Raw genomic sequence first — 17,733 nt, 5'->3', positions numbered from 1 at the left:
ATCCCCGTCGGCTGGTCCGCGGTCACCGCGGTTTGGTCGGCGGGGTGGTGCCGGTCCGTTCGTCGCCGTAGCTCAGCCAGGTTCCGATCGGGGCCCGCTGGCCCACGCCCGGGCGGCTGTAGTCGCAGACACCGTCCGGGAACGCCGCCCGCAGCCGCTTGCGTTCCGCCGCGGTGAAGGTGACCGGGTAGTCGCGGAAGTCCAGCGGCTGCAGGCGGCACTTCAGCACGTCGAGCGCCAGGCTCTCCCCCGCGACCATCCGGGTGTCGGCCGCCACCGGGTACAGCGCGCCGCACCGGCCGGTCGCCGGGTACGTCAGCGGCTCGGTGATCCGCTCCGTCGGCGAGAGGTAGCAGCCGTCGGCGAGGTCGGCCGGGCGGTTCGCCAGGACCTTCTGCTGACGGCTCCGGTGCGAGCGGTCGGCGTCGATCGCGGTGAGCCAGCGGTCCATGGCGTCGAGCTCGTAGCCGCCGGCGGCTGCCGCTTCGGCCGCGGTGGCGTGGTTTTCGATGATGACCTGGTTGGCCGCGGTGCCGTTGGCCCGCAGCAGCCGCTGCCGCATCACGTAGGACCACTCGGTGGTATGGATATCGTTGCCGAACCCGGCGAAGTCGAGGTCGGTGCGCTGGTCGATGATCGGCGTCTCGCGCAGGCCCTGCGAGCCGGAGTTCACGATGTCCTCGGCGTACACCGTGGCCAGCGCCTTCGGGTCGGCGGCGATCCGCTGCGGCACGGGCGCTCCCGTGTGGTCGAGGCCGCCGATGCCGGCGTTGAGGTCGGCGAACTGCGCGGCGGTGATCGTCCCGGCCGTCAAAGCGGCCAGCCCGTACTGCACGCCGGTGGTGTCCAGGGGGCTGCGCACGAACCCGGTCCGCGGATCCCGGCCGAGCTGGTTGACCAGCTGCTCGTTCGAATTGCACTTCACCCCGCCCGGGTTGGTGACCGGATCCCACCGCGCCGGCACCGGGATGGCCGCGTTGCAGCTGCCGGTCGCCGTCGCGCGGCTGGCGAAGGTCTTGTCCCAGGAGACGCAGGTGTCGTAGCTGGCGAAGCCCGCGACGGCCTGCTTCTGCGCCGCGGTGAACGAGGCACCCGGTCCGGCGAAGTACCGCTCCAGCAGGCGGCAGTCCGACACCGGGCCGCCCGTGCTCAGCGGGTCCGGGAACGAGACGCCGGGGATGATCCCGTCGACGATGCCGGGGTAGTTCTCCGCGATGTCGTACTGCTGGATCGCCCGCCCGAGCCACCCCACCCGATGGTGTGCGCGATCGGGCCGTAGGTCTCGGCGAAGTGCTCCTTGACCATCATCGCCGCTTCGGCCGAGATGATCGGGCTGCAGTTGGTGTCCAGCACGTTCAGCGTCGAGGACGCGACCGCGTAGCCCCGGGCCAGGAACAGGTCGTTGACCACCCCGCCGGTCGAGGTGCCCTGGTGGTAGCCCGCGTTGCAGCCGCCGCCGAAGGTGTAGACCAGCTTCCCGTTCCAGCCGGCGTCCGGCGTGACGGGTGAGGGCGGGCCGTCGTAGAGCGCGGCGATCTCGTAGACGGCGCGGTCGATGGTGCCGCGCTCGAGGCGGACCACGTACGGCACCGCGTGTCCGCCGACGGTGGCCGTCGCGAGGTCCGCGGGCCGGGTCGCCGGGTCCGCCAGCGGCGCGAAGGTCCCCGCGGTGGTCCGGTACTGGTAGCTCACCTGGGTCGGCGCGCTGCACAGCGGCGGCGTCGCCGCGGGCAGGCCGAACGCCGTGGTCTCGCAGTAGAACGGGTGTTGCCGAGCGCCGGAGAAGACCGGCCCGGTGATCGGGTGGTTGGTGACACGCAGGTCCGCTCGCCGGCCGGCGGCACCGGCCCTGAGCTCGTTGACGCCGTCGCGCAGGCCCGTCACCAAGCCCAGCAGGCTGCCGTCCGGCTGGGCGCGGAAGCTCGAGGTCACGTCGTGGCCGTTCGCGCTGACGGTGACCCGCCCGTCCGCCGGAGTGATCCTGACCAGGACTTGGCCGCCGCTGACGAGCGCGGGCCGCGGGTTGGAGACCGTCTCGATGGTCAGCGGCCGCCACGACGTCGCCGTCGCGGCCCCCGGCAGGAGCAGCGGCGCGGTGAGGGCGGCCACCAGGACGGCTGAGCGCAACGCACGGTTCGCCACCAGAGACTCCGCTCGCTAGTGGCACCGCACCGTCGCGACACCAGGCTGCAGCCGGTATAGCACCTGCGGCTCCGGCGGAACAACCACTGGTCCGAGAACAGTCGATTAATGTCCGCCCACCCCGATTTTCGGTGAATTCCGCCGTTTTCGGCCTTCTTCGTCACGAATCGATGACTTTTGGCGTCTTCGGCCGCGTCCGATGTATTCCGCCGTCCGGTCCGGCGCACGGGAGGGCGTACCAGCGGTCACGAGGAGGGCCAAGTCATGGGAACACCGGAACACTGCTTCGTCGCGCCCCACCCCGATCTGGCGGATCGGCTCAAGGAAGGCCTCGACCGCCTGCGGAGCGAGGCGCCGGAAACGCTCGCGGGCTACGTCGGCCCGGTCCGGAAACCGCGGGCGATCGGGCTGGACGACGGCACGATCATCCCGCCCGACGAATACCCGCTGGGCACGCCGGAGACGGTCATCCGCAACGCCGCCATGGAACGCGCGCCGCTGCGTGGCACCGTCCGGGTCATCGTCGTGCTGGTCGACTTCTCCGATAAGCAGCTGACCGCGACCGCCCAGCACTTCCACGACCTGTTCTTCTCCACCGGCGTCCTGCCGAACGGCAGCGTCAAGGAGTACTACCGCGAGGTCACCAACGGGCTGGTCGACATCGACGGCGACGTCGTCGGCACCTACCGGATGCCGCAGCCCCTCACCTGGTACGCCAACGGCAACTTCGGCATCGGCCGCCCCACCGGCACCACCCGCGCCCGCGACCTGGCGCGTGACGCCGCCGTCGCCGCCGACCCGGCGGTGGACTTCGGCCCCTACGACAACGACGGCAACGGTTTCGTCGACGCGTTCGTCATCGTCCACGCCGGCCGCGGTGGCGAAGAAACCGGCAGCCCCGGCGACATCTGGTCCCACAAGTGGGTCCTGCCCGCCGCCTACCAGGCCGACACGACGAAGATCTACGGCTACCTGACCATCCCCGAGGACGCGAAACTCGGCGTCTGCGCCCACGAGCTCGGGCACCTGCTGTTCGGGTTCCCCGACCTCTACGACGTCGACGACACCTCCGAGGGCATCGGCAACTGGTGCCTGATGGCGGGCGGGTCGTGGAACGGCGGCGGCGACGTCCCCGCGCACCCGTCGGCGTGGTGCAAGGCCAACCAGGGCTGGGTTTCGGTCACCGGCGTGACCACCAACCAGGCCGTCAGCATCCCGGACGTCAAGACGAGCCACAACGTCCTGCGGCTGTGGAAGGACGGCGCAGCCGGCTCGGAGTACTTCCTGGTCGAGAACCGGCAGAAGACCGGCTACGACGCCCGGCTGCCCGGGGAGGGCCTGCTGATCTGGCACATCGACGACGCCCAGCCGGGCAACACCGACGAAAACCACTACAAGGTCGGGCTGGTGCAGGCCGACGGCCGGCGCGACCTGGAGCTCAAGCACAACCGCGGCGACGCGGGCGACCCCTACCCGGGCAGCTCCGGCACCACCTCGTTCTCGCACACGACCACCCCGAACTCCGACTCCTTCGCCGGCGTCGAGACCTGCGTGTCCGTCACCGGCATCTCGGCGTCCGCGGCGACGATGACCGCGTCGGTGACCGTCCGGTGCGGGAAGAGCCTGCTCAAGGACCTCAAGGACCGGCCAAAGGACCGCAAGGACCTCCCGAAGGACCTGAAGGAACCGTGGAAGGACCGCAAGGACGTCCGCAAGGAGTTCAAGGAGCCGATCAAGGACCGCAAGGACCACCTCAAGGAGCTCAAGGAACAGGAGTGGCCGCCGATCGGCCGCGCCCCCGGCGAGCAGGGTGACCTCGAGGCCGCCGTGGCCGACCTCGCCGCCCGCGTGGCGGCGCTGGAAGGCCAGGCCGCCGAGCCGTTCATCGGCGCGGAGCTGCGGCCGGACCTGATCGGCGGACCGGACTACGGCCGGGAGACCACGTCGGCGGCCGAGCGCATGGAAGCCGGGGACGCCGCGGCGAAGCGCGAATACGACTCGCCGCCGCGGTCATGACGGTCCTGATCCTGGCCGGCGGCGGGGATTCCGGCGCGGCGGCGGTGGCTTCGGCCGTCGCCGCCCGCCGGGGCGCCTGCGCGGTCACCGTCGTTTCGCCGCGGCGGCTGGCCGTGGCGAAACGCTGGGTGCACACCGTCGCCCCGGACGGCACCACCGCGACGGAGATCCGGCTGGCCGACGGCGGGTGCGTGCCGAGTTCGCCGTCCGCGGTGCTCACCCGGATCGACGGCGTCCCGCCGGTGCGGTTCGCGCGGGCCGGCGCCCGGGACCGCGACTACGCGGCGATGGAGCTGCACGCGCTGTTCGTCAGCTGGCTGGCCGGGCTGCCCTGCCCGGTGGTGAACCCGGTGAACGGCAACGGTTCCGCGGCTCCGGCGGCCCTGCCGTACTGGCTGCTCGCGGCGCGCCGGGCGGGCCTGCCGGTGGTCCACACCGGACACACGGTCGGTACCCGCGCGGGCCGGTATTCGCCGCCGCCGGAGCGGGTTCCGGTGGGTTCGGTCCTGGTCGCCGGGCGGCACGTGACCGGCGACCAGGCCGGGCGGTTCGGCGAAGGCTGTGCCGAGGTCGCCCGGGCCACCGGCTGCCCGCTGCTGGAGTTCCGGTTCGCCCGCGAGGCCGGCGCGGCGCGGCTGTCCGCTGTGGACCCGCGGCCCGCCCTGCACGACCCCGCCCACGTGGCGGTGGTGGCGGGCTACCTGGTGGAGGTGGCGTCGTGATCCTCTTCTACGGCCGGGGCGAGGACACCCCGCTGACCCGCTGCGTCGAGACCACCGCCGAGCTCGGCGTGGACCACCGGTTCATCGACCAGGCGGCGCTGCGCCACCACGACCTGTCCGTGCGCTACGGACCGGACGGCGCGATCGGCACGGTCGTCCTCGGCGGCGAGCGCCTGGACCTCGGCGAGGTGACGGCGGTCTACGCGCGGCCGTTGGAGCTGCCGCCCGGCGGAAGCCACGAGGCCGCGTTCGACGAGGCGTTCGTCGAATGGCTCGACCTGACCGACGCGCTGGTGGTGAACCGGCCCTCGGCGATGCACTCGAACACGTCCAAGCCGTTCCAGGCGCGGCTGATCGCCGCGGCCGGGTTCGCCGTGCCGGACACCCTGGTCACCGACGACCCGGCCGAGGTCAGGGCGTTCCGCGAGCGGCACGGGCGGGTGGTGTTCAAGTCCGTGAGCGGGATCCGCTCGATCGTCGCCGAGCTCGACGACCGCACCGCCGCGCGGCTCGAGCTGGTCCGGGCGCTGCCGACGCAGTTCCAGGAGTACGTGCCGGGGGTCGACGTCCGGGTGCACGTCGTGGGCGGGGCGGTGTTCCCGACCGAGATCGTCAGCCCGGCGCTGGACTACCGGTACGCGCGCCGGTCGGGGCAGATCGCGGACCTCACGGCGGCCGAGTTGCCGGACCCGGTCGCCAAGGGCTGCGTGGAGCTGGCGGAGCTGCTGGACTTGGCCCTGTGCGGGATCGACCTGCGCCGCCGCCCCGACGGCGAGTACGTGTGTTTCGAGGTCAACCCGATGCCCGCGTACAGCTATTTCGAGGACGGCGGCGGCCAGCCGATCGCCCGCACGCTCGCCGAGCTGCTCACGGAGGCACGATGTCGCAGGTCAGGGACAACCTCACCGCGTTGACCGGCACGATCGAAGCCCGCCGCACCCACCCGGCCCTGCCCGGCCACGAGGAGGTGCGGTTGCGGATCTCGGGTTCGGCGCCGGTGGAGGGCAAGGCCGACCTGCTGGCGGCCGCGGTCGGTGACGTGTTGGAGGTCGCGGTGCCCCGGCGGTTGCTGGGTGATGCGGCGGTGGGGGCGCGGGTGAAGCTGCGGGCGGGGCGGGGCTCGTCGGGGTGGATCCTGGCGGAGCCGGATCCGGAGCCGGGGCAGTTCAGCGTCTCGTGACCGCCCCGGCCGCTTCACCGCGCCGGGTGGGGCAGGCTGCGGATGAGCTCGCCCGCCGCGTGGCAGGCCTTGTCCGTCACGATGTGCTCTCCACCCGGCTCGATCTCCACGTCGGTCCGGGCGCCCGCCTCCTCGAACAGGCGGGCCGTCTCCAGAACCCGGCCGGCCGGCACCCACGGGTCCTCCGAAATGCTCCGCAGCAGCACCGGCACGCCGTCGAGCTCGTCTCCCGTCGGTGGCTCGATCGGGTCGGGGCCGATGAACCCGCCCGTCAGCAGCACCGCCGCACCGATCCGGCGGGGGCGGGTCAACAACAAGTGCGCCAGGAGGCACGCTCCCTGCGAGAACCCCAGCAGGACCACGTCTCCCGGCGCCGTTCCGGTGGCGAGGAGCGTGTCGATGCGAGCCTCCGTCGCCGCGAGAGCCTCGTCGAGGTGGGGTTGGTTGGCGGCCAGTGGCTGGAGGAACGGGAGGGGGTACCAGCTGCCCCCGGCCGCGGCCGGGGCGGTGAACCGGGCCGGCAGGGGGCCGAACCGGCCGGTCAGCTCGCGCATGACCTCCGGCTGGTGCCCGCGGCCGTGCACCGCGAGCACCACCACCGGCGCCGAGGGCGGGCCCCAGGTCAGGACCCGCTGCTCGAGGTGGGCGTTCATCCGTCGATCGGCTCGAGCGCGGCGAGCAGTTCCTCGCGGCGGTCCTCGAACTGCTCCGGCAACTGGAACCGCCGGCCGAGCTCGTGCGGCGACTCGTCGCAGTCCCAGCCGCCGTCGGCGTGGGTGACCGCCAGCTCGAAGAGCGCTCCGGCCGGCGAGCGGACGTAGACGCTCTTGAAGTACTTGCGGTCCTTCAGCTCCGAGATGTCGGTGTAGCCGCGGCCCTCGACCTCGAACTTCAGCTCGTCCTGGTTCTCCAGGGTGTCGGCGTTCCAGGCGAAGTGGTGGTGGGTGCCGGCGCCGTAGTGCCAGGTCCCCTGGTCGTCGGCGCGGTTGACGGTGATCTCCAGGTGGTTGCCGTGGGCCTGCTTGCCCAGCTGCACCGCGATCCGGTCGCCCTCCTCGGCCGGCCCGGACTGGGCGTAGAAGGTGTCGTTGGCGAACTCGACCGTCCGGTCCGGGGTCTGCACGTGGACACCGAGCCCGTGCAGCCCGTGGATCGCGTACTCCGGCGGGACACCGTGACCGGCGTGGCCGACCCGGTCGTCGCCTTCGTTGGCGACGAACACGTACTCGATGCCGCACGGGTGCTCGAACGCCAGCCGCCGCCGTCCGAAGACCTCCACGTTGCGGACCTCGACGTCGTGCTCGGTCAGCCGCCGGTGCCAGTGGTCGAGGCTGCCCTCGGGCACCGACAGCAGCACCTCGCGGCTCTGGTTGGTGCCGCGCTTGCCGTACAGCCCGGCCTGCGCCCACGGGAAGGTGGTGACCACGCTGGAGGGATCGCCGTTCGCGTTCGCGTAGTACAGGTGGTAGATCGGCAGGGAGCCGTCGAAGAGCACGGTCCGCTTGATGAACCGCATGCCCAGCACCTTGACGTGGAAGTCGACGTCCTCCTGCGCCCGGCCGACCGAGAGCGTGATGTGGTGGGAACCTTCGATGTAGGCCATGGCAGGCGTCTCCTCGTCGAGCTGCGAGCACTTCCGGCCCAACGCTAGGAGCCCGCCGCCGCCCCGGCATCGGGGAAACGTGCACGTCGATGTCGCCGATGCGCACGACCGCGGCGTACCCTGGCCGCGTTGCCCGAGCGTCCCAGGAGCGACCATGGCCGGTGCGTTGAGCCTGCTGCCCACCGGGCACGCCGTGCCCCGCACGGCGGCCAAGGTTGGTCCGGGTGTCTGGGAGCGGCAGGTCAACACCGGCGTGTCGCTGCACTTCAGCTTCGAATTCGCCAACCCGAAGAGCTTCGCCGGTTCCATCACCCACCGGGCGGTGGGCGAACTCGGCCTGTTCGGCGTCGCCTGCCTGCGGCACACCGTCCACCGCCGTCCCGACGACCTCTCGCTCGCCGCCGACGCCTCCTTCCTGCTGACCCTGCAGCTGGCCGGGACCAAGCAGCTCACCCAGGACGGCCGCGCCACCACGCTGCGCGCCGGCGAGTTCGCGCTCTACGACTCCGAGCAGCCGCTGACCCTCGACGTCAGCGACGACTACCGGTCGGTGAACGTGCGCTTCCGCAAGGCGGCGGTCGGCGCGCACGACGCGGCGGCCTTCACCCACCTGGTGGCGCGGAAGTTCTCCGCCGAGCACGGCATCGCGCCCGTGGTCTGGTCGGCCGTCCTCGGCCTCGGCTCGCTGGCCCCGGCACACCAGCCCGCCGGGATCCTGCTGGCCGGCAACGTGCTCGACATGACGGCGACCATGCTGCGCGCCCACGCCGGGCTCACCGGCCCCGCCGAACCCGACGACCGCCTCCGGCGGCGGCAGGCGGTGCTGGCCTGCATCGACCAGCGGCTGCCCGACCCGGACCTGCGGGTGGAGACGATCGCGGCGGCCTGTTTCGTCTCCGTGCGCCACCTGCACGCGCTCTTCCGCGACAGCGGCCACACGGTGGCCGGCTGGATCCGGCACCGCCGGGTGGAGGCCTGCAAACGCGACCTCGCGGACCCGGCGGCCCGCGGGGTGCCGGTCGCGGCGATCGGCGCCCGCTGGGGCTTCGGCGACCCGTCCCACTTCGGGCAGGTGTTCAAGGCCGTCACCGGCCTCACCCCGGCGGAGTTCCGCCGCCGGGCGCTCGCCTGAGACGCGCGCCCGGCGAGCCGGTCAGCCGGTGGTTCCGGGCGGGCGGGTGCACGCGGCCAGCACGGTGCCGCCCATCTTGATCCGCAGCTGGGTGGCCGTCGCCTCGCCGAACAGCTGTCCGGTCGGGGTCAGCGGCGGCGGTCCGGGGCACAGGATCGTGCCGTTGTCGCTGCGGTGGATGCCGAGCCCGGCGACCGAAGTGCCGGTGGGGGCGAAGACGAAGAACGCGTCCCCGGTCCCGACGCTGAACTGGACGGCCGGTGAGCCGACCGCGGCCGAGCCGACCCCCACCGTCAGGATCGGGCGCTCGACCGGCGGTGTCGTCGTGAAGTCCACAGAGGACACCGAGCGGTTTCCGGCGCCGGTGGGCGATTCGAGGATCAGGACGTGGTTGCGGGTCCCGATGAACATGTACCTCGACACGCCGAGGGTCTGGTGGAACACCGACCCGGTCGGGCCGCTCACCACCAGCCCTTGGACGCCGGTGGTGATCCGGGTGACCGTCCGGTCACCCATCGTCGTGGCCGGCGCGGAGGACCAGGCGGTGGCGGCGCTGTTGTTGAACAGTCCGTTCGAAATGGTGATCGGGTCGGCCGCCACCGCCGGCGCCCCGGCCGTCACCACGGCGGCCAGGACCGCGCCCACCACGACGGCGGCGCGGCGCAGCGGGCTCATTGGTGCGCCCAGTTCACGGCGAAGTTCTGCCCGTTGCGGCCGGCGCCTTCGGTCGTGGCGTAGGTGATCGTCGCGTCCTGCTCCTGGATCCTGGTCCGCTGCCAGGTCGAGCTCGCGGTCATCGAGCCGCTGTGGCCGGCGTCGTCGGTGGCGACGCTGTTGCCCATCAGCGCCCGGCCGTAGTTCGCCAGCGGGAAGAAGTCGCCGGTCCCGAACCGGCCCACGTCCTCGGCGATCCATTCGGCGCTGGTGCGCGAGCAGGTGAGGCCGGCGGCGCAGGTCTGGGTGGTGGTGAAGCTCGTGTGCTGGGTGGCGTCGGCGACGGTGATCGTGAACCGGCCGGTGCCCGCGTCGTAGGTGACGTCCGCGCTCACCGAGTCGCCGGCGTTGATGGTCAGCACCGGCTGGATCGCGTTGGTCGGGAACATCTCCCACCACAGCTGGTAGACCGGCGTGCCGTTGACGCACCGGGCCGAGCTGCCGCCCTGCTCGACCGTGCCGTTGGTCCAGCCGTCGAAGCCGACCCAGAACACCGCCCAGGCGTCCGAGGCCGGGCAGGTGACCGGCCGCTGCGTCCACGACCCGTGCACGCGGGTGAAGGTGGCGGCGGGGGTGGCCAGTGACGTGATCGCGTAGCCGGCCCAGTTCCGCGAAGTCGCCTCGACCAGCGGGCCGGCGACCGCGGGCGCGAGCCCGCCGGTGTGCCGGGCCGTGCCGGCGACCGGGCTGCCGGCGTAGGCGAGAGCAGGTCCCGTGGCGTTCGCGGGCGCCGTGGCCCCGGCGCCGGACACGACCGCCACCGCCGCCAGGGCGGTGAGCGGCAAAAGCCGTCGAAGTCTCATGAAAATCCCCCTGGTTCTGCGAAAGCCGGTACCCCGGCCCGCGTCCACCCTGCCCAGCGGTGCTGAACGGGTCCTGATCGGGCGCTGAAAACCGGTGGTCAGCCGGCCAGCAGCCGGACGGCGAGTGCCGGCTGGTCCAGCGCCGGGTCCTGCCGCAGGATCGCGATTTCGAGCTCGCGCAGCCGCTGGTCCGGGTCGATGCCCAGGTGGTCGGCCAGTGCCGCGCGCAGCCTGCGGTACACGCCGAGCGCGTCGGCCTGCCTGCCGGTGCGGTACAGCGCGAACATCAGCTGCGCGTGCACCTGCTCGTCGAACGGGCGTGCCAGGGCCAGCCGCTGCAGGTCCGGTTCGAGCTGGGCGTGCTCGCCGAGGGCCAGCCTGGCCCGGACCAGGGCCAGCTGGGCCCGCGTGCGCAGTCCCTCCAGCGCTTCGGCCTGCTCGTCCAGCCACGGCACCCCGCCGACGTCGATCAGCGCACGGTCCCGCCACAGCGCCAGCGCGGCACGCAGGGCCGCGGCGTTCTCCGCCGGGTCGGCCCCGCGCTCGCCCCGCCCGACCAGGCGCCGGGCTTCGGCGACGTCCGTCGCGTCGGGACCGAGGTCGAGCAGGTACCCGGGCGGCCGGGCGATGATCGCGGTCCGGTCGCCGAGCACCCGCCGGAGCGCGGACACGTGGCTCTGCAGGGTGTTCGGCGACACCCCGGCGGCCCGGTCACCCCACGCGGCCCGGACGAGCCGTCCGGTGCCGGCGATCCCTTCGCCGTGCAGGGCGAGGACCGCGAGCACCGCCCGCCGCCGCAGTCCGGTGACCGGGATCGGCACCCCGCCGACGACGGCGTCGACCGGGCCGAGCAGTCTGACGCGCACGTGACCTCCCGTCCGTCGCGGGGACGAGCCGGTCCCCGCTACCGGACGGTCGCACGTGCCGTCGACAATCCGTCGACAGTCACGGCACGCGCGTCGGCGGGCTGAGGCTCATCGCCCCCGAGCCGGGCGGGCCGACCGTGACGCTCGCGCGGTAGGTCTGCCGCACGCCGCCGCGGGTGACGCGGATGTCGTACACCGCGGACTTGAGGAACTTCTCGATCAAGCCCTGGTCGAGGGCCAGCCGGGTGATGATCTTCTTGTCGCCGCTGGTGAGCATGCCGCGGATGAACGGCGAGAGCTCTTCGCCGTTGAAGGTCGTGTACGCGACCGAGAACTCGACCTCGGCGCCGCCCTTGAACTCCCGGCGCATGAACCCTTCGATGTGGTTGTTGGCGAACTGGTTCGCCCGCTCCGGGGCCAGGAAGATCGGGTACGCCTCGCGCCCGAGCCCCGGACCGTGGATGTGGTAGCGGATGTAGTCGGTCAGGCCGTACTTGCTGCCCAGGTGCAGCAGCGACTCGTCACCGCCGCGGGCGAGCGCGGCGGCGACCCGGCTCCAGTCCAGGGTGCGGCTGATCGTCTTGATCCGGGACACCATCTGCGAAAGCACCAGCATGCCCTGCACGCGGTTGCGGGCGATCGCCGGCAGGCCGAGGAAGGCCAGGTTCAGGAGGAGATCGACCTCGACGGCACCGCGCTGCCCGGCCCGCCCGGCCGCGCGCCCGGCCGGCAGCAGCGCCGTCCACTTCGTGCCCTGCAACGCCGAACCGGCCCGGCCCGCGGTCCGCGCGAGCCCGGACGCAGCGGCGGGCACGTAGGGCAGCGCGCTCGTGATGAGCGTGAACACCATCGCCGCGCGCTTGGCGTCCGCCTGCTCGCGGGCCGCCTGGGCGGCGTCCTTGCTCGCCATCCGGGCGGCGGCGGCCGCGCCCAGCACGTCCGCCTGACGGCTCGCCGCGACCGAGTCGGCGACCGCGCCGCCCGCGGCGGCCACGTCCATCACCGCGAGGAACGCACCGGCGGCGGGCGCGGCCGGGGTCAGCAGCGCCAGCATGGCGACCACGTTGGCCACCGCGAGCCCCAGTTCGGCCTGGGCCTTCGCCTTCTCGGCCTCGGTGATCTTCTTGTCGTAGAGGTCGACGAAGTACTTCACGCCGGCCGCCGACCAGTCCCGCCTGCCGGGCTCGCCGCCGAGCAGGCGGCTGATCGACGGGGCGAGGATCTTCCAGTCCACCTTGCCCGGGGTGCCGAGCATGGTGAGGAACGTCTTGGCGTCGGCGGCGTTCTGCTGCGCGGTCCGGATGATCGCGTCGGTCGCGACGGCCTCGGATTGCCCGGACAGCGCGCTGACCGACCGCAGTTCGTGCCGCTCGTGCAGCACGGCGAGGTTGGCGTCCTCGGCCAGCATCGCCGCCATCAGCTCCTTGAACGTCCCGGCGTTCTCGGTGCACTGGCGGTGGACGTCGCGCAGCACGCCGAGTGCGACGTCGTCGATGTCGCCACCCCGCTTGCGTTCGGCCGCCACGTCGAGGTTCGGGTCGAACAGCACCGGCGAGAGCTGCTCCCCCGGCGGTGCTCCCGCGTCCGTGCGGGCGGCGTCCCCGCCACCGGGTCCGGGCAGCAGGGTCGGCGCCGGTGCGGCCGGCGGTCCCGGCGGGGCGAGCAGGCTGATGTCGGTGCGGCGCACGCCCACCTGCGCGCCGCGCAGGATGTCGGGCCAGTTCTCCAGGAAGTCGACGACCGTCGCCGCGTCGACCAGGCTGCCGGCGTCGGCCAGCGGCTTGGGGACGGTGCCGCGGCTGACCAGCCGCTCCTTGTCCTCGATCCCCTCCGGGCCGCTGTGGTCGGCCGGCATCCTGGACTGGTTCTCCTTGGCCTTGTCCTCCTTGGCTTTCCGCAGCTCCTGGGCGAGGTTTTCGAGCCGGACGACCTGCGAGCCGAGCGTGGCCTGCGAGAGCGACACGGTGTCGGCGGCGAGCGCGGACAGCAGCGGCCGGGCGGCCGCGACCGGGTCGATCTTCTCCTTGGTGACCGACCGGTCCCACAGCTCCTGGTACGCCGGGTCCGCGATGGCTTCGGGCAGTTGCAGGCCGAGCTTCGCCCAGAGGCCCTCGAGGGTGCTGTTGAACGGGATGAGGCTGTCGAGCTCTTTCCTGATCGGCGCGGCCTGGCTGGTGTCGACCTGCCGGGACACCGCCAGCGCGCCCGGGCGCCGCAGGAACCGGCCGACGGCCTGGTTGCCGGCCAGCCGCTGCAGCCGCAGGAGTCCCCCGTCGCCGGATGCGGCCGGGTCGCGGTGCGGGCCGGCCGGGTGCGCACGGGTGACCGGTGGGGAGGTGCCCTCCAGGTGCTCCGCCATGGGGCTCACGGTACGTCCGCGGTGTCCGGTTCCGCGCCGTCCGGCAGCCGCCTTTGCGGGCAGCGCGGGCTGCCCGCAAAGGCAGTCAGGCGTAGAGGGTGGTCCGGATGATGTCGGTCAGTGCCTCGACGACGGGCCCGTCCTGGGCCGGCTCGGCGGCGCGGACGAGCTGGTAACCCGCGCGCTCGACCATCCAGGTGAGGATGGCGGCGGTCTCGGCCGGGCGGACCGGGCGCATCACGCCGGCATCCTGGCCGCGCTCGATCGCCGCGCGGGTGGCGTCGATGATCGCCTGCATCAGCGTGCGCACCTCGGCCGCGACGGCCGGGTCGTAGGCCGCGGTCTCGGTGATGATGGTGAAGGCGGCGGCGCGCCGCCGGTAGACCGCGACGATCGCCGTGAGGGCCGCGGTGAGGCCGGCCGGGTCGGCTGTCTCCCACCAGGTGCTCGACACGTCCCGCAGCTCGGTCAGCACCGACCGGGCCAGGCGCCGGACGAGGTCGCCCTTGTCCTCGAAGTGGACGTAGAAGGTCGAACGGGAGATGCCGGCCGCCCCGGCCAGCCGCTCGACGCTGAGCTCGGTGAAGGCCTCACCCGCCCCGACGAGGTCCTCGGTGGCGGCGAACAGGCGTCGCTCGAGCTCTTCCCGGCGGTCCTGGCGCTTGCGGCCGGTCGGGCGGGTCACTGAAGGCACGTCCGGAGCATAACCGGACAGCAAATCCGGACACATTGTCCGGACACCGTGTCTTGACGCCGTGTCCGAGTTCGGCGCATGCTGGGCCGGACGAACTGGGAGGCGGCATGCCGGTGTGGTGGGTCCTGTGGGGAATCGGCGTCCTGAACGTCGTGGCGCTGGCCGTGAGCATCGCGGTGCTCTCGATCCGGGAGCGTCGCGGCAAGAAGGGCATGGAACTGCTCACGCCCTTCCTGGGCGCCCTGGCCGTCGTGACCGGGACCGTGGGCGGCTCGAGCGGTGTCGTGCTGATCCTGATTTCCGGCGCGGGTGCGATCCTCATCGCCGGCACGGTCCTCCAGCTCGTCTTCCCGGCGTTCATCGCCGTACTGCTGCTCACCGGGTGGTGGCTCAACCACCGCGATTCCCGCATCGCGAAGCGGCGCCTGCCCCGGGAAAAGGTGCTCGAGCTGATCGAGACCGGCCTCGTGCACTCCTTCGTCCGGCGCGACGGCGTGCTGGACGTGACCATCGACCCGCGCTCCGACGAGGGGCGCCAGCTGCGGCAACGCCGGGCCGACCCGAAGGACTACCTCGTGTTCGTGGCCGCCGCGGACGAGCTGCTCGCCGAAGGCCGGATGATCCACTACCACGACGAAACCGGCGAAGGCCCCTCGTCGACGAACCATCGGTGGATCACCGTCGACGAAGCCGCCGCGCTCCTCGGCACGGGCCAGGTCGCGACCTTCTCCTACGGCGCCCGCTCCGATCCCGGGGACGGCCGGACGGCGTTCCGCGGCACGCCCACCGGCATCGGCCTGTTCGACCACGGCTGGGTGCGCTACATGGCGATCGCCCCGGAACGGGAAGCGGCTCTCGTCCCGCTCGCCCGCGCCGCCCACGCGAGCCACGGAAGCCCGAAGCTCCGCGTCGACGGCCGCTTCGAGCGGTAGAGAAGGGCCGGGGTGCCGGACGCGGCACCCCGGCCCGCTCTCACGGTCGGCCGTGGGTCACGGCCGACCAGGCGTCGACCGCGCCGTGGCCGTAGAAGCCGTTGAAGGAGGCGTCGCCCGCGCACGTTGCCGTGTACGAAGCGTCCCGGCTTTCGTCGAGGTAGTCGACCGTGCGCGGGACCGGGCAGGCGATCTTCGACGCGGTCTGCTCGAGGATCCGCTGCACCACGTCCGGGTCGAGGCCGAAGCCCCCGCCGGGGGTGGGGTGGCCGTACTGCGACACGATCAGCGCCGCGACCCCCGCCGCGTGCGGGGCCGCCATCGAGGTGCCCTGCAGCCAGCGGAAGTAGCCGGCGCGGCCGTCGGCGGTCGTCTCCTTCCCGATGCCGACCGCGGCCCCGGCCGGGGTGATCTCCCCGGCGGCGTCGATGTAGCCGGCGGCGACGCCGACGCTGCGGGCGTAGGTGGAGAGGATCTCGTTGTCGCGGCTGTCGTACCACGGGGTGCCGAAGTAGTCGCGTTTGTACCCGCCGGGCGCGGACACCGAGATCCGCTCGAGGCCGTAGTTCGAGTAGTCCGCCTTCGCCTGGGACGGGCCGAACCCGCCGACGCCGATCACGTGCGGGCCCTCGGCCGGCAGGGTCAGGCAGGTCGCGTTGTCCACCGTGCGCGGGCGCGTGCTGTTCGACGGGTAGTCGGGGCTGGTCGCGTCCGGCTGCGGCCGGCCGAGGTCGCTGTGCTGGTTGCCCAGCGCGGCCACGATCGTGACGCCCTTGCGGTGGGCGTAGTTCAGCGCGCGTTTCGTCGCTTCGACGACCGTCCGCTGCTGGGCCTGCTCGGCGGGCGAGTCCGCCGGGTTCGCCGTGCAGTTGTACAGCCACGGGTCGATGTAGAACGACATGTTCACCACGTCGATGCCCGCGTCGCCGGCGTAGGTCAGCGCGTCGATCGTCGGCTGCAGGAAGTAGAAGCCCGAGTCCTGGGCCGCGCGGAGGCTCACCAGTGTCACGTTCGGCGCGACCCCGGAGACCCCGAAGCCGTTGGCGGCCGCGGCGATCGTGCCGGCCAGGTGCGTGCCGTGCCCGGTGCCGTCGATGTCGACCGGGTCCACGCAGCCGCGGTACTCGCACGGCCCGTCGACCGGGACGCCGTTCTCGTCGGCGACGATGTCCTTGGTGAAGTTGCGCGAGTCGGCGAGGTCGTAGTTCGGCGCGATGTCCGGGTGGGTGGCGTCGATCCCGGAGTCGATGACGCCGACCTTGACCCGCTTGTCGCCGGGCTGGACCGTGCGCGCGAGGTCCGACCGCACGGCCTTGAGGCCCCAGAGCTTGTCGTCGAGCGGGTCGAGGCCGGCGGACGGGCTCTTCGGGCGGCCCGCGCCGCGGCGGCCGCCCTCGGTCTCGGCGGTGTCGGGTTTCGGCCGGGCCGGGCCGCTCTTCGGCACGGTGCCGATCGCCTTCGCCCGGCCGGCGCCGAACACCCCGCCGGCGCCGGAGACCCGTTCGAGGAACCCGCCGGCGGGTGCGGTCGCGGTGAGCAGGCCGGCCGCGGCGTTGGTCGCGACGACCGTGCCGCCGGCCGCGCGGACCGCCTTGCCTGCCGCCGCCACGTCGTACCCGCCGGCGACTTCGCTGGCCAGGACGGAGAATTCGACGGTGGGCCCGGACAGCCGCGGCTGGGCCGACGTGGCCGGCACGGCGAGCGCGCCGAACAGCGGGACCGCGAGGGCCAGTACGAGAGGTCTTTTCACTGCTGTTCTCCCCCATTGCGCAGTTCGAGCGTGCAGCACTTGACGCTGCCGCCGCCTTTGAGCAGCTCGGACAGGTCGACGCCGATCGGTTCGAAGCCCCGCTCGCGCAGCTGCGCCGCCAGCCGCGTGGCGGCCTGGGGCAGCACGACGTGCCGCCCGTCGCAGACGGCGTTCAGGCCGAACGCCGCGGCGTCGGCGGCGCCGGCGAGCACGGCGTCGGGGTACAGCTGCTCGAGCTGCCGCCTGCTGTCCTCGGTGAACGCCTCCGGCCAGTACACGACCAGGTCGTCGGCCAGCACGGCCAGCGCGGTGTCCAGGTGGTAGTGGCGCGGGTCGGTCAGCGTCAGCCCGACCACCGGCAGGCCGAAGAACTCCGCGGCCTCCCGGTGGGCCCGCGGGTCGGTGCGGAACCCCGAGCCGGCCAGGATCCGGGAGCCGGCCACCAGGAAGTCGCCCTCGCCTTCGTTGACCCACTGTGCCTGCCGGACCTCGCGGTAGCCGTGCCGGGCGAACCACTCCGCGTACGCGGCGGACTCCGGGCGGCGGAACCGGTGGCGGAAGCGCGCGACCAGGGCCCGGCCGCCGACCACGGTGGCGCCGTTGGCCGCGTACACCATGTCCGGCAGGCCCGGTTCCGGGTCGAGCAGCTCGACACGGTGGCCCAGGTCGAGGTAGAGGTCGCGCAGCCATTCCCACTGCGCGATCGCCAGTCCGGTGTCGGTGGGCTTGGCGGGGTCCATCCACGGGTTGATCGAGTACTCGACGTCGAAGTACGCCGGTCTGACCATGAGGTAGTGCCGCACGTGGTTTCTCCTGGGTG

15 protein-coding genes and 1 pseudogene are annotated in these 17,733 nt (G+C 72.8%); 6 read left to right on the top strand and 10 right to left on the bottom strand.

Going from position 1 to position 17,733, the window contains the following annotated elements; translation table 11 throughout:
* Nucleotides 1-22: 22 nt before the first annotated feature.
* Nucleotides 23-2,109: pseudogene (locus HUT10_RS01800) on the bottom strand (DUF6351 family protein).
* Nucleotides 2,110-2,406: 297 nt separating this feature from the next.
* On the opposite strand from HUT10_RS01800, the gene HUT10_RS51740 reads away from it, so the two are divergent.
* The 4 genes from HUT10_RS51740 to HUT10_RS01780 are packed head-to-tail and all read left to right on the top strand — an operon-like array spanning nt 2,407 to nt 6,060.
* Nucleotides 2,407-4,158, top strand: a complete 1,752-nt coding sequence (locus HUT10_RS51740; RefSeq protein ID WP_176169581.1) for a M6 family metalloprotease domain-containing protein — start codon at nt 2,407-2,409, stop codon at nt 4,156-4,158.
* Nucleotides 4,155-4,880, top strand: a complete 726-nt coding sequence (locus HUT10_RS01790; protein WP_176169580.1) for a hypothetical protein — start codon at nt 4,155-4,157, stop codon at nt 4,878-4,880. The genes HUT10_RS51740 and HUT10_RS01790 overlap by 4 nt, the downstream gene beginning before the upstream one ends.
* Nucleotides 4,877-5,794 (top strand): RimK family alpha-L-glutamate ligase, encoded by a 918-nt coding sequence (locus HUT10_RS01785; RefSeq protein WP_176169579.1) that lies wholly within the window; start codon nt 4,877-4,879, stop codon nt 5,792-5,794. Before HUT10_RS01790 ends, HUT10_RS01785 begins: the two co-directional genes overlap by 4 nt.
* A complete protein-coding gene (locus tag HUT10_RS01780; protein WP_176169578.1) occupies nt 5,761-6,060 on the top strand; it encodes a hypothetical protein in 300 nt (99 codons plus the stop codon). The genes HUT10_RS01785 and HUT10_RS01780 overlap by 34 nt, the downstream gene beginning before the upstream one ends.
* A 14-nt stretch (nt 6,061-6,074) precedes the next feature.
* On the opposite strand, the gene HUT10_RS01775 is transcribed toward HUT10_RS01780, so the two are convergent.
* Nucleotides 6,075-6,713 carry an alpha/beta hydrolase gene (locus HUT10_RS01775; RefSeq protein ID WP_176169577.1) on the bottom strand — a complete coding sequence of 213 codons (639 nt, stop codon included), beginning with the start codon at nt 6,711-6,713 and terminating at the stop codon, nt 6,075-6,077.
* A complete protein-coding gene (locus HUT10_RS01770) occupies nt 6,710-7,663 on the bottom strand; it encodes a VOC family protein (protein ID WP_176169576.1) in 954 nt (317 codons plus the stop codon). Before HUT10_RS01770 ends, HUT10_RS01775 begins: the two co-directional genes overlap by 4 nt.
* Nucleotides 7,664-7,817: 154 nt before the next feature.
* On the opposite strand from HUT10_RS01770, the gene HUT10_RS01765 reads away from it, so the two are divergent.
* On the top strand, nt 7,818-8,795 hold the full coding sequence (locus HUT10_RS01765; RefSeq protein WP_176169575.1) for a helix-turn-helix domain-containing protein: 978 nt from the start codon (nt 7,818-7,820) through the stop codon (nt 8,793-8,795).
* Nucleotides 8,796-8,816: 21 nt separating this feature from the next.
* Here the strand turns inward: HUT10_RS01765 and HUT10_RS01760 are convergent, their stop codons facing one another.
* From HUT10_RS01760 to HUT10_RS01740, 5 genes are all read right to left on the bottom strand, one after another.
* Nucleotides 8,817-9,470 (bottom strand): hypothetical protein, encoded by a 654-nt coding sequence (locus HUT10_RS01760; protein WP_176169574.1) that lies wholly within the window; start codon nt 9,468-9,470, stop codon nt 8,817-8,819.
* Nucleotides 9,467-10,312 (bottom strand): G1 family glutamic endopeptidase, encoded by an 846-nt coding sequence (locus tag HUT10_RS01755; protein ID WP_176169573.1) that lies wholly within the window; start codon nt 10,310-10,312, stop codon nt 9,467-9,469. Before HUT10_RS01755 ends, HUT10_RS01760 begins: the two co-directional genes overlap by 4 nt.
* 98 nt (nt 10,313-10,410) lie before the next feature.
* Nucleotides 10,411-11,178, bottom strand: coding sequence for a BTAD domain-containing putative transcriptional regulator (locus HUT10_RS01750; protein WP_254896613.1), 768 nt, complete (start codon nt 11,176-11,178; stop codon nt 10,411-10,413).
* Nucleotides 11,179-11,257: 79 nt separating this feature from the next.
* Nucleotides 11,258-13,537: a hypothetical protein gene (locus tag HUT10_RS01745; RefSeq protein WP_176169572.1), complete on the bottom strand. Its 2,280-nt coding sequence runs from the start codon at nt 13,535-13,537 to the stop codon at nt 11,258-11,260.
* 85 nt (nt 13,538-13,622) lie between these two features.
* On the bottom strand, nt 13,623-14,231 hold the full coding sequence (locus HUT10_RS01740) for a TetR/AcrR family transcriptional regulator (protein ID WP_176169571.1): 609 nt from the start codon (nt 14,229-14,231) through the stop codon (nt 13,623-13,625).
* 107 nt (nt 14,232-14,338) lie between these two features.
* On the opposite strand from HUT10_RS01740, the gene HUT10_RS01735 reads away from it, so the two are divergent.
* Entirely contained in the window at nt 14,339-15,163 is an 825-nt protein-coding gene (locus HUT10_RS01735) for a hypothetical protein (protein WP_176169570.1), read from the top strand.
* A 40-nt stretch (nt 15,164-15,203) separates the two neighbouring features.
* On the opposite strand, the gene HUT10_RS01730 is transcribed toward HUT10_RS01735, so the two are convergent.
* Together HUT10_RS01730 and ddaH are read right to left on the bottom strand one after the other, a co-directional pair.
* Nucleotides 15,204-16,913, bottom strand: a complete 1,710-nt coding sequence (locus HUT10_RS01730) for a S8 family serine peptidase (RefSeq protein ID WP_176169569.1) — start codon at nt 16,911-16,913, stop codon at nt 15,204-15,206.
* On the bottom strand, nt 16,910-17,716 hold the full coding sequence (ddaH, locus tag HUT10_RS01725; RefSeq protein WP_368660733.1) for a dimethylargininase: 807 nt from the start codon (nt 17,714-17,716) through the stop codon (nt 16,910-16,912). Before ddaH ends, HUT10_RS01730 begins: the two co-directional genes overlap by 4 nt.
* Nucleotides 17,717-17,733: the final 17 nt, after the last annotated feature.

The organism is Amycolatopsis sp. Hca4 (genome assembly GCF_013364075.1).
Classification (GTDB): domain Bacteria; phylum Actinomycetota; class Actinomycetes; order Mycobacteriales; family Pseudonocardiaceae; genus Amycolatopsis.
Note: the sequence above shows the minus strand (reverse complement) of the source record. Positions and strands in the feature narration are given on the sequence as shown.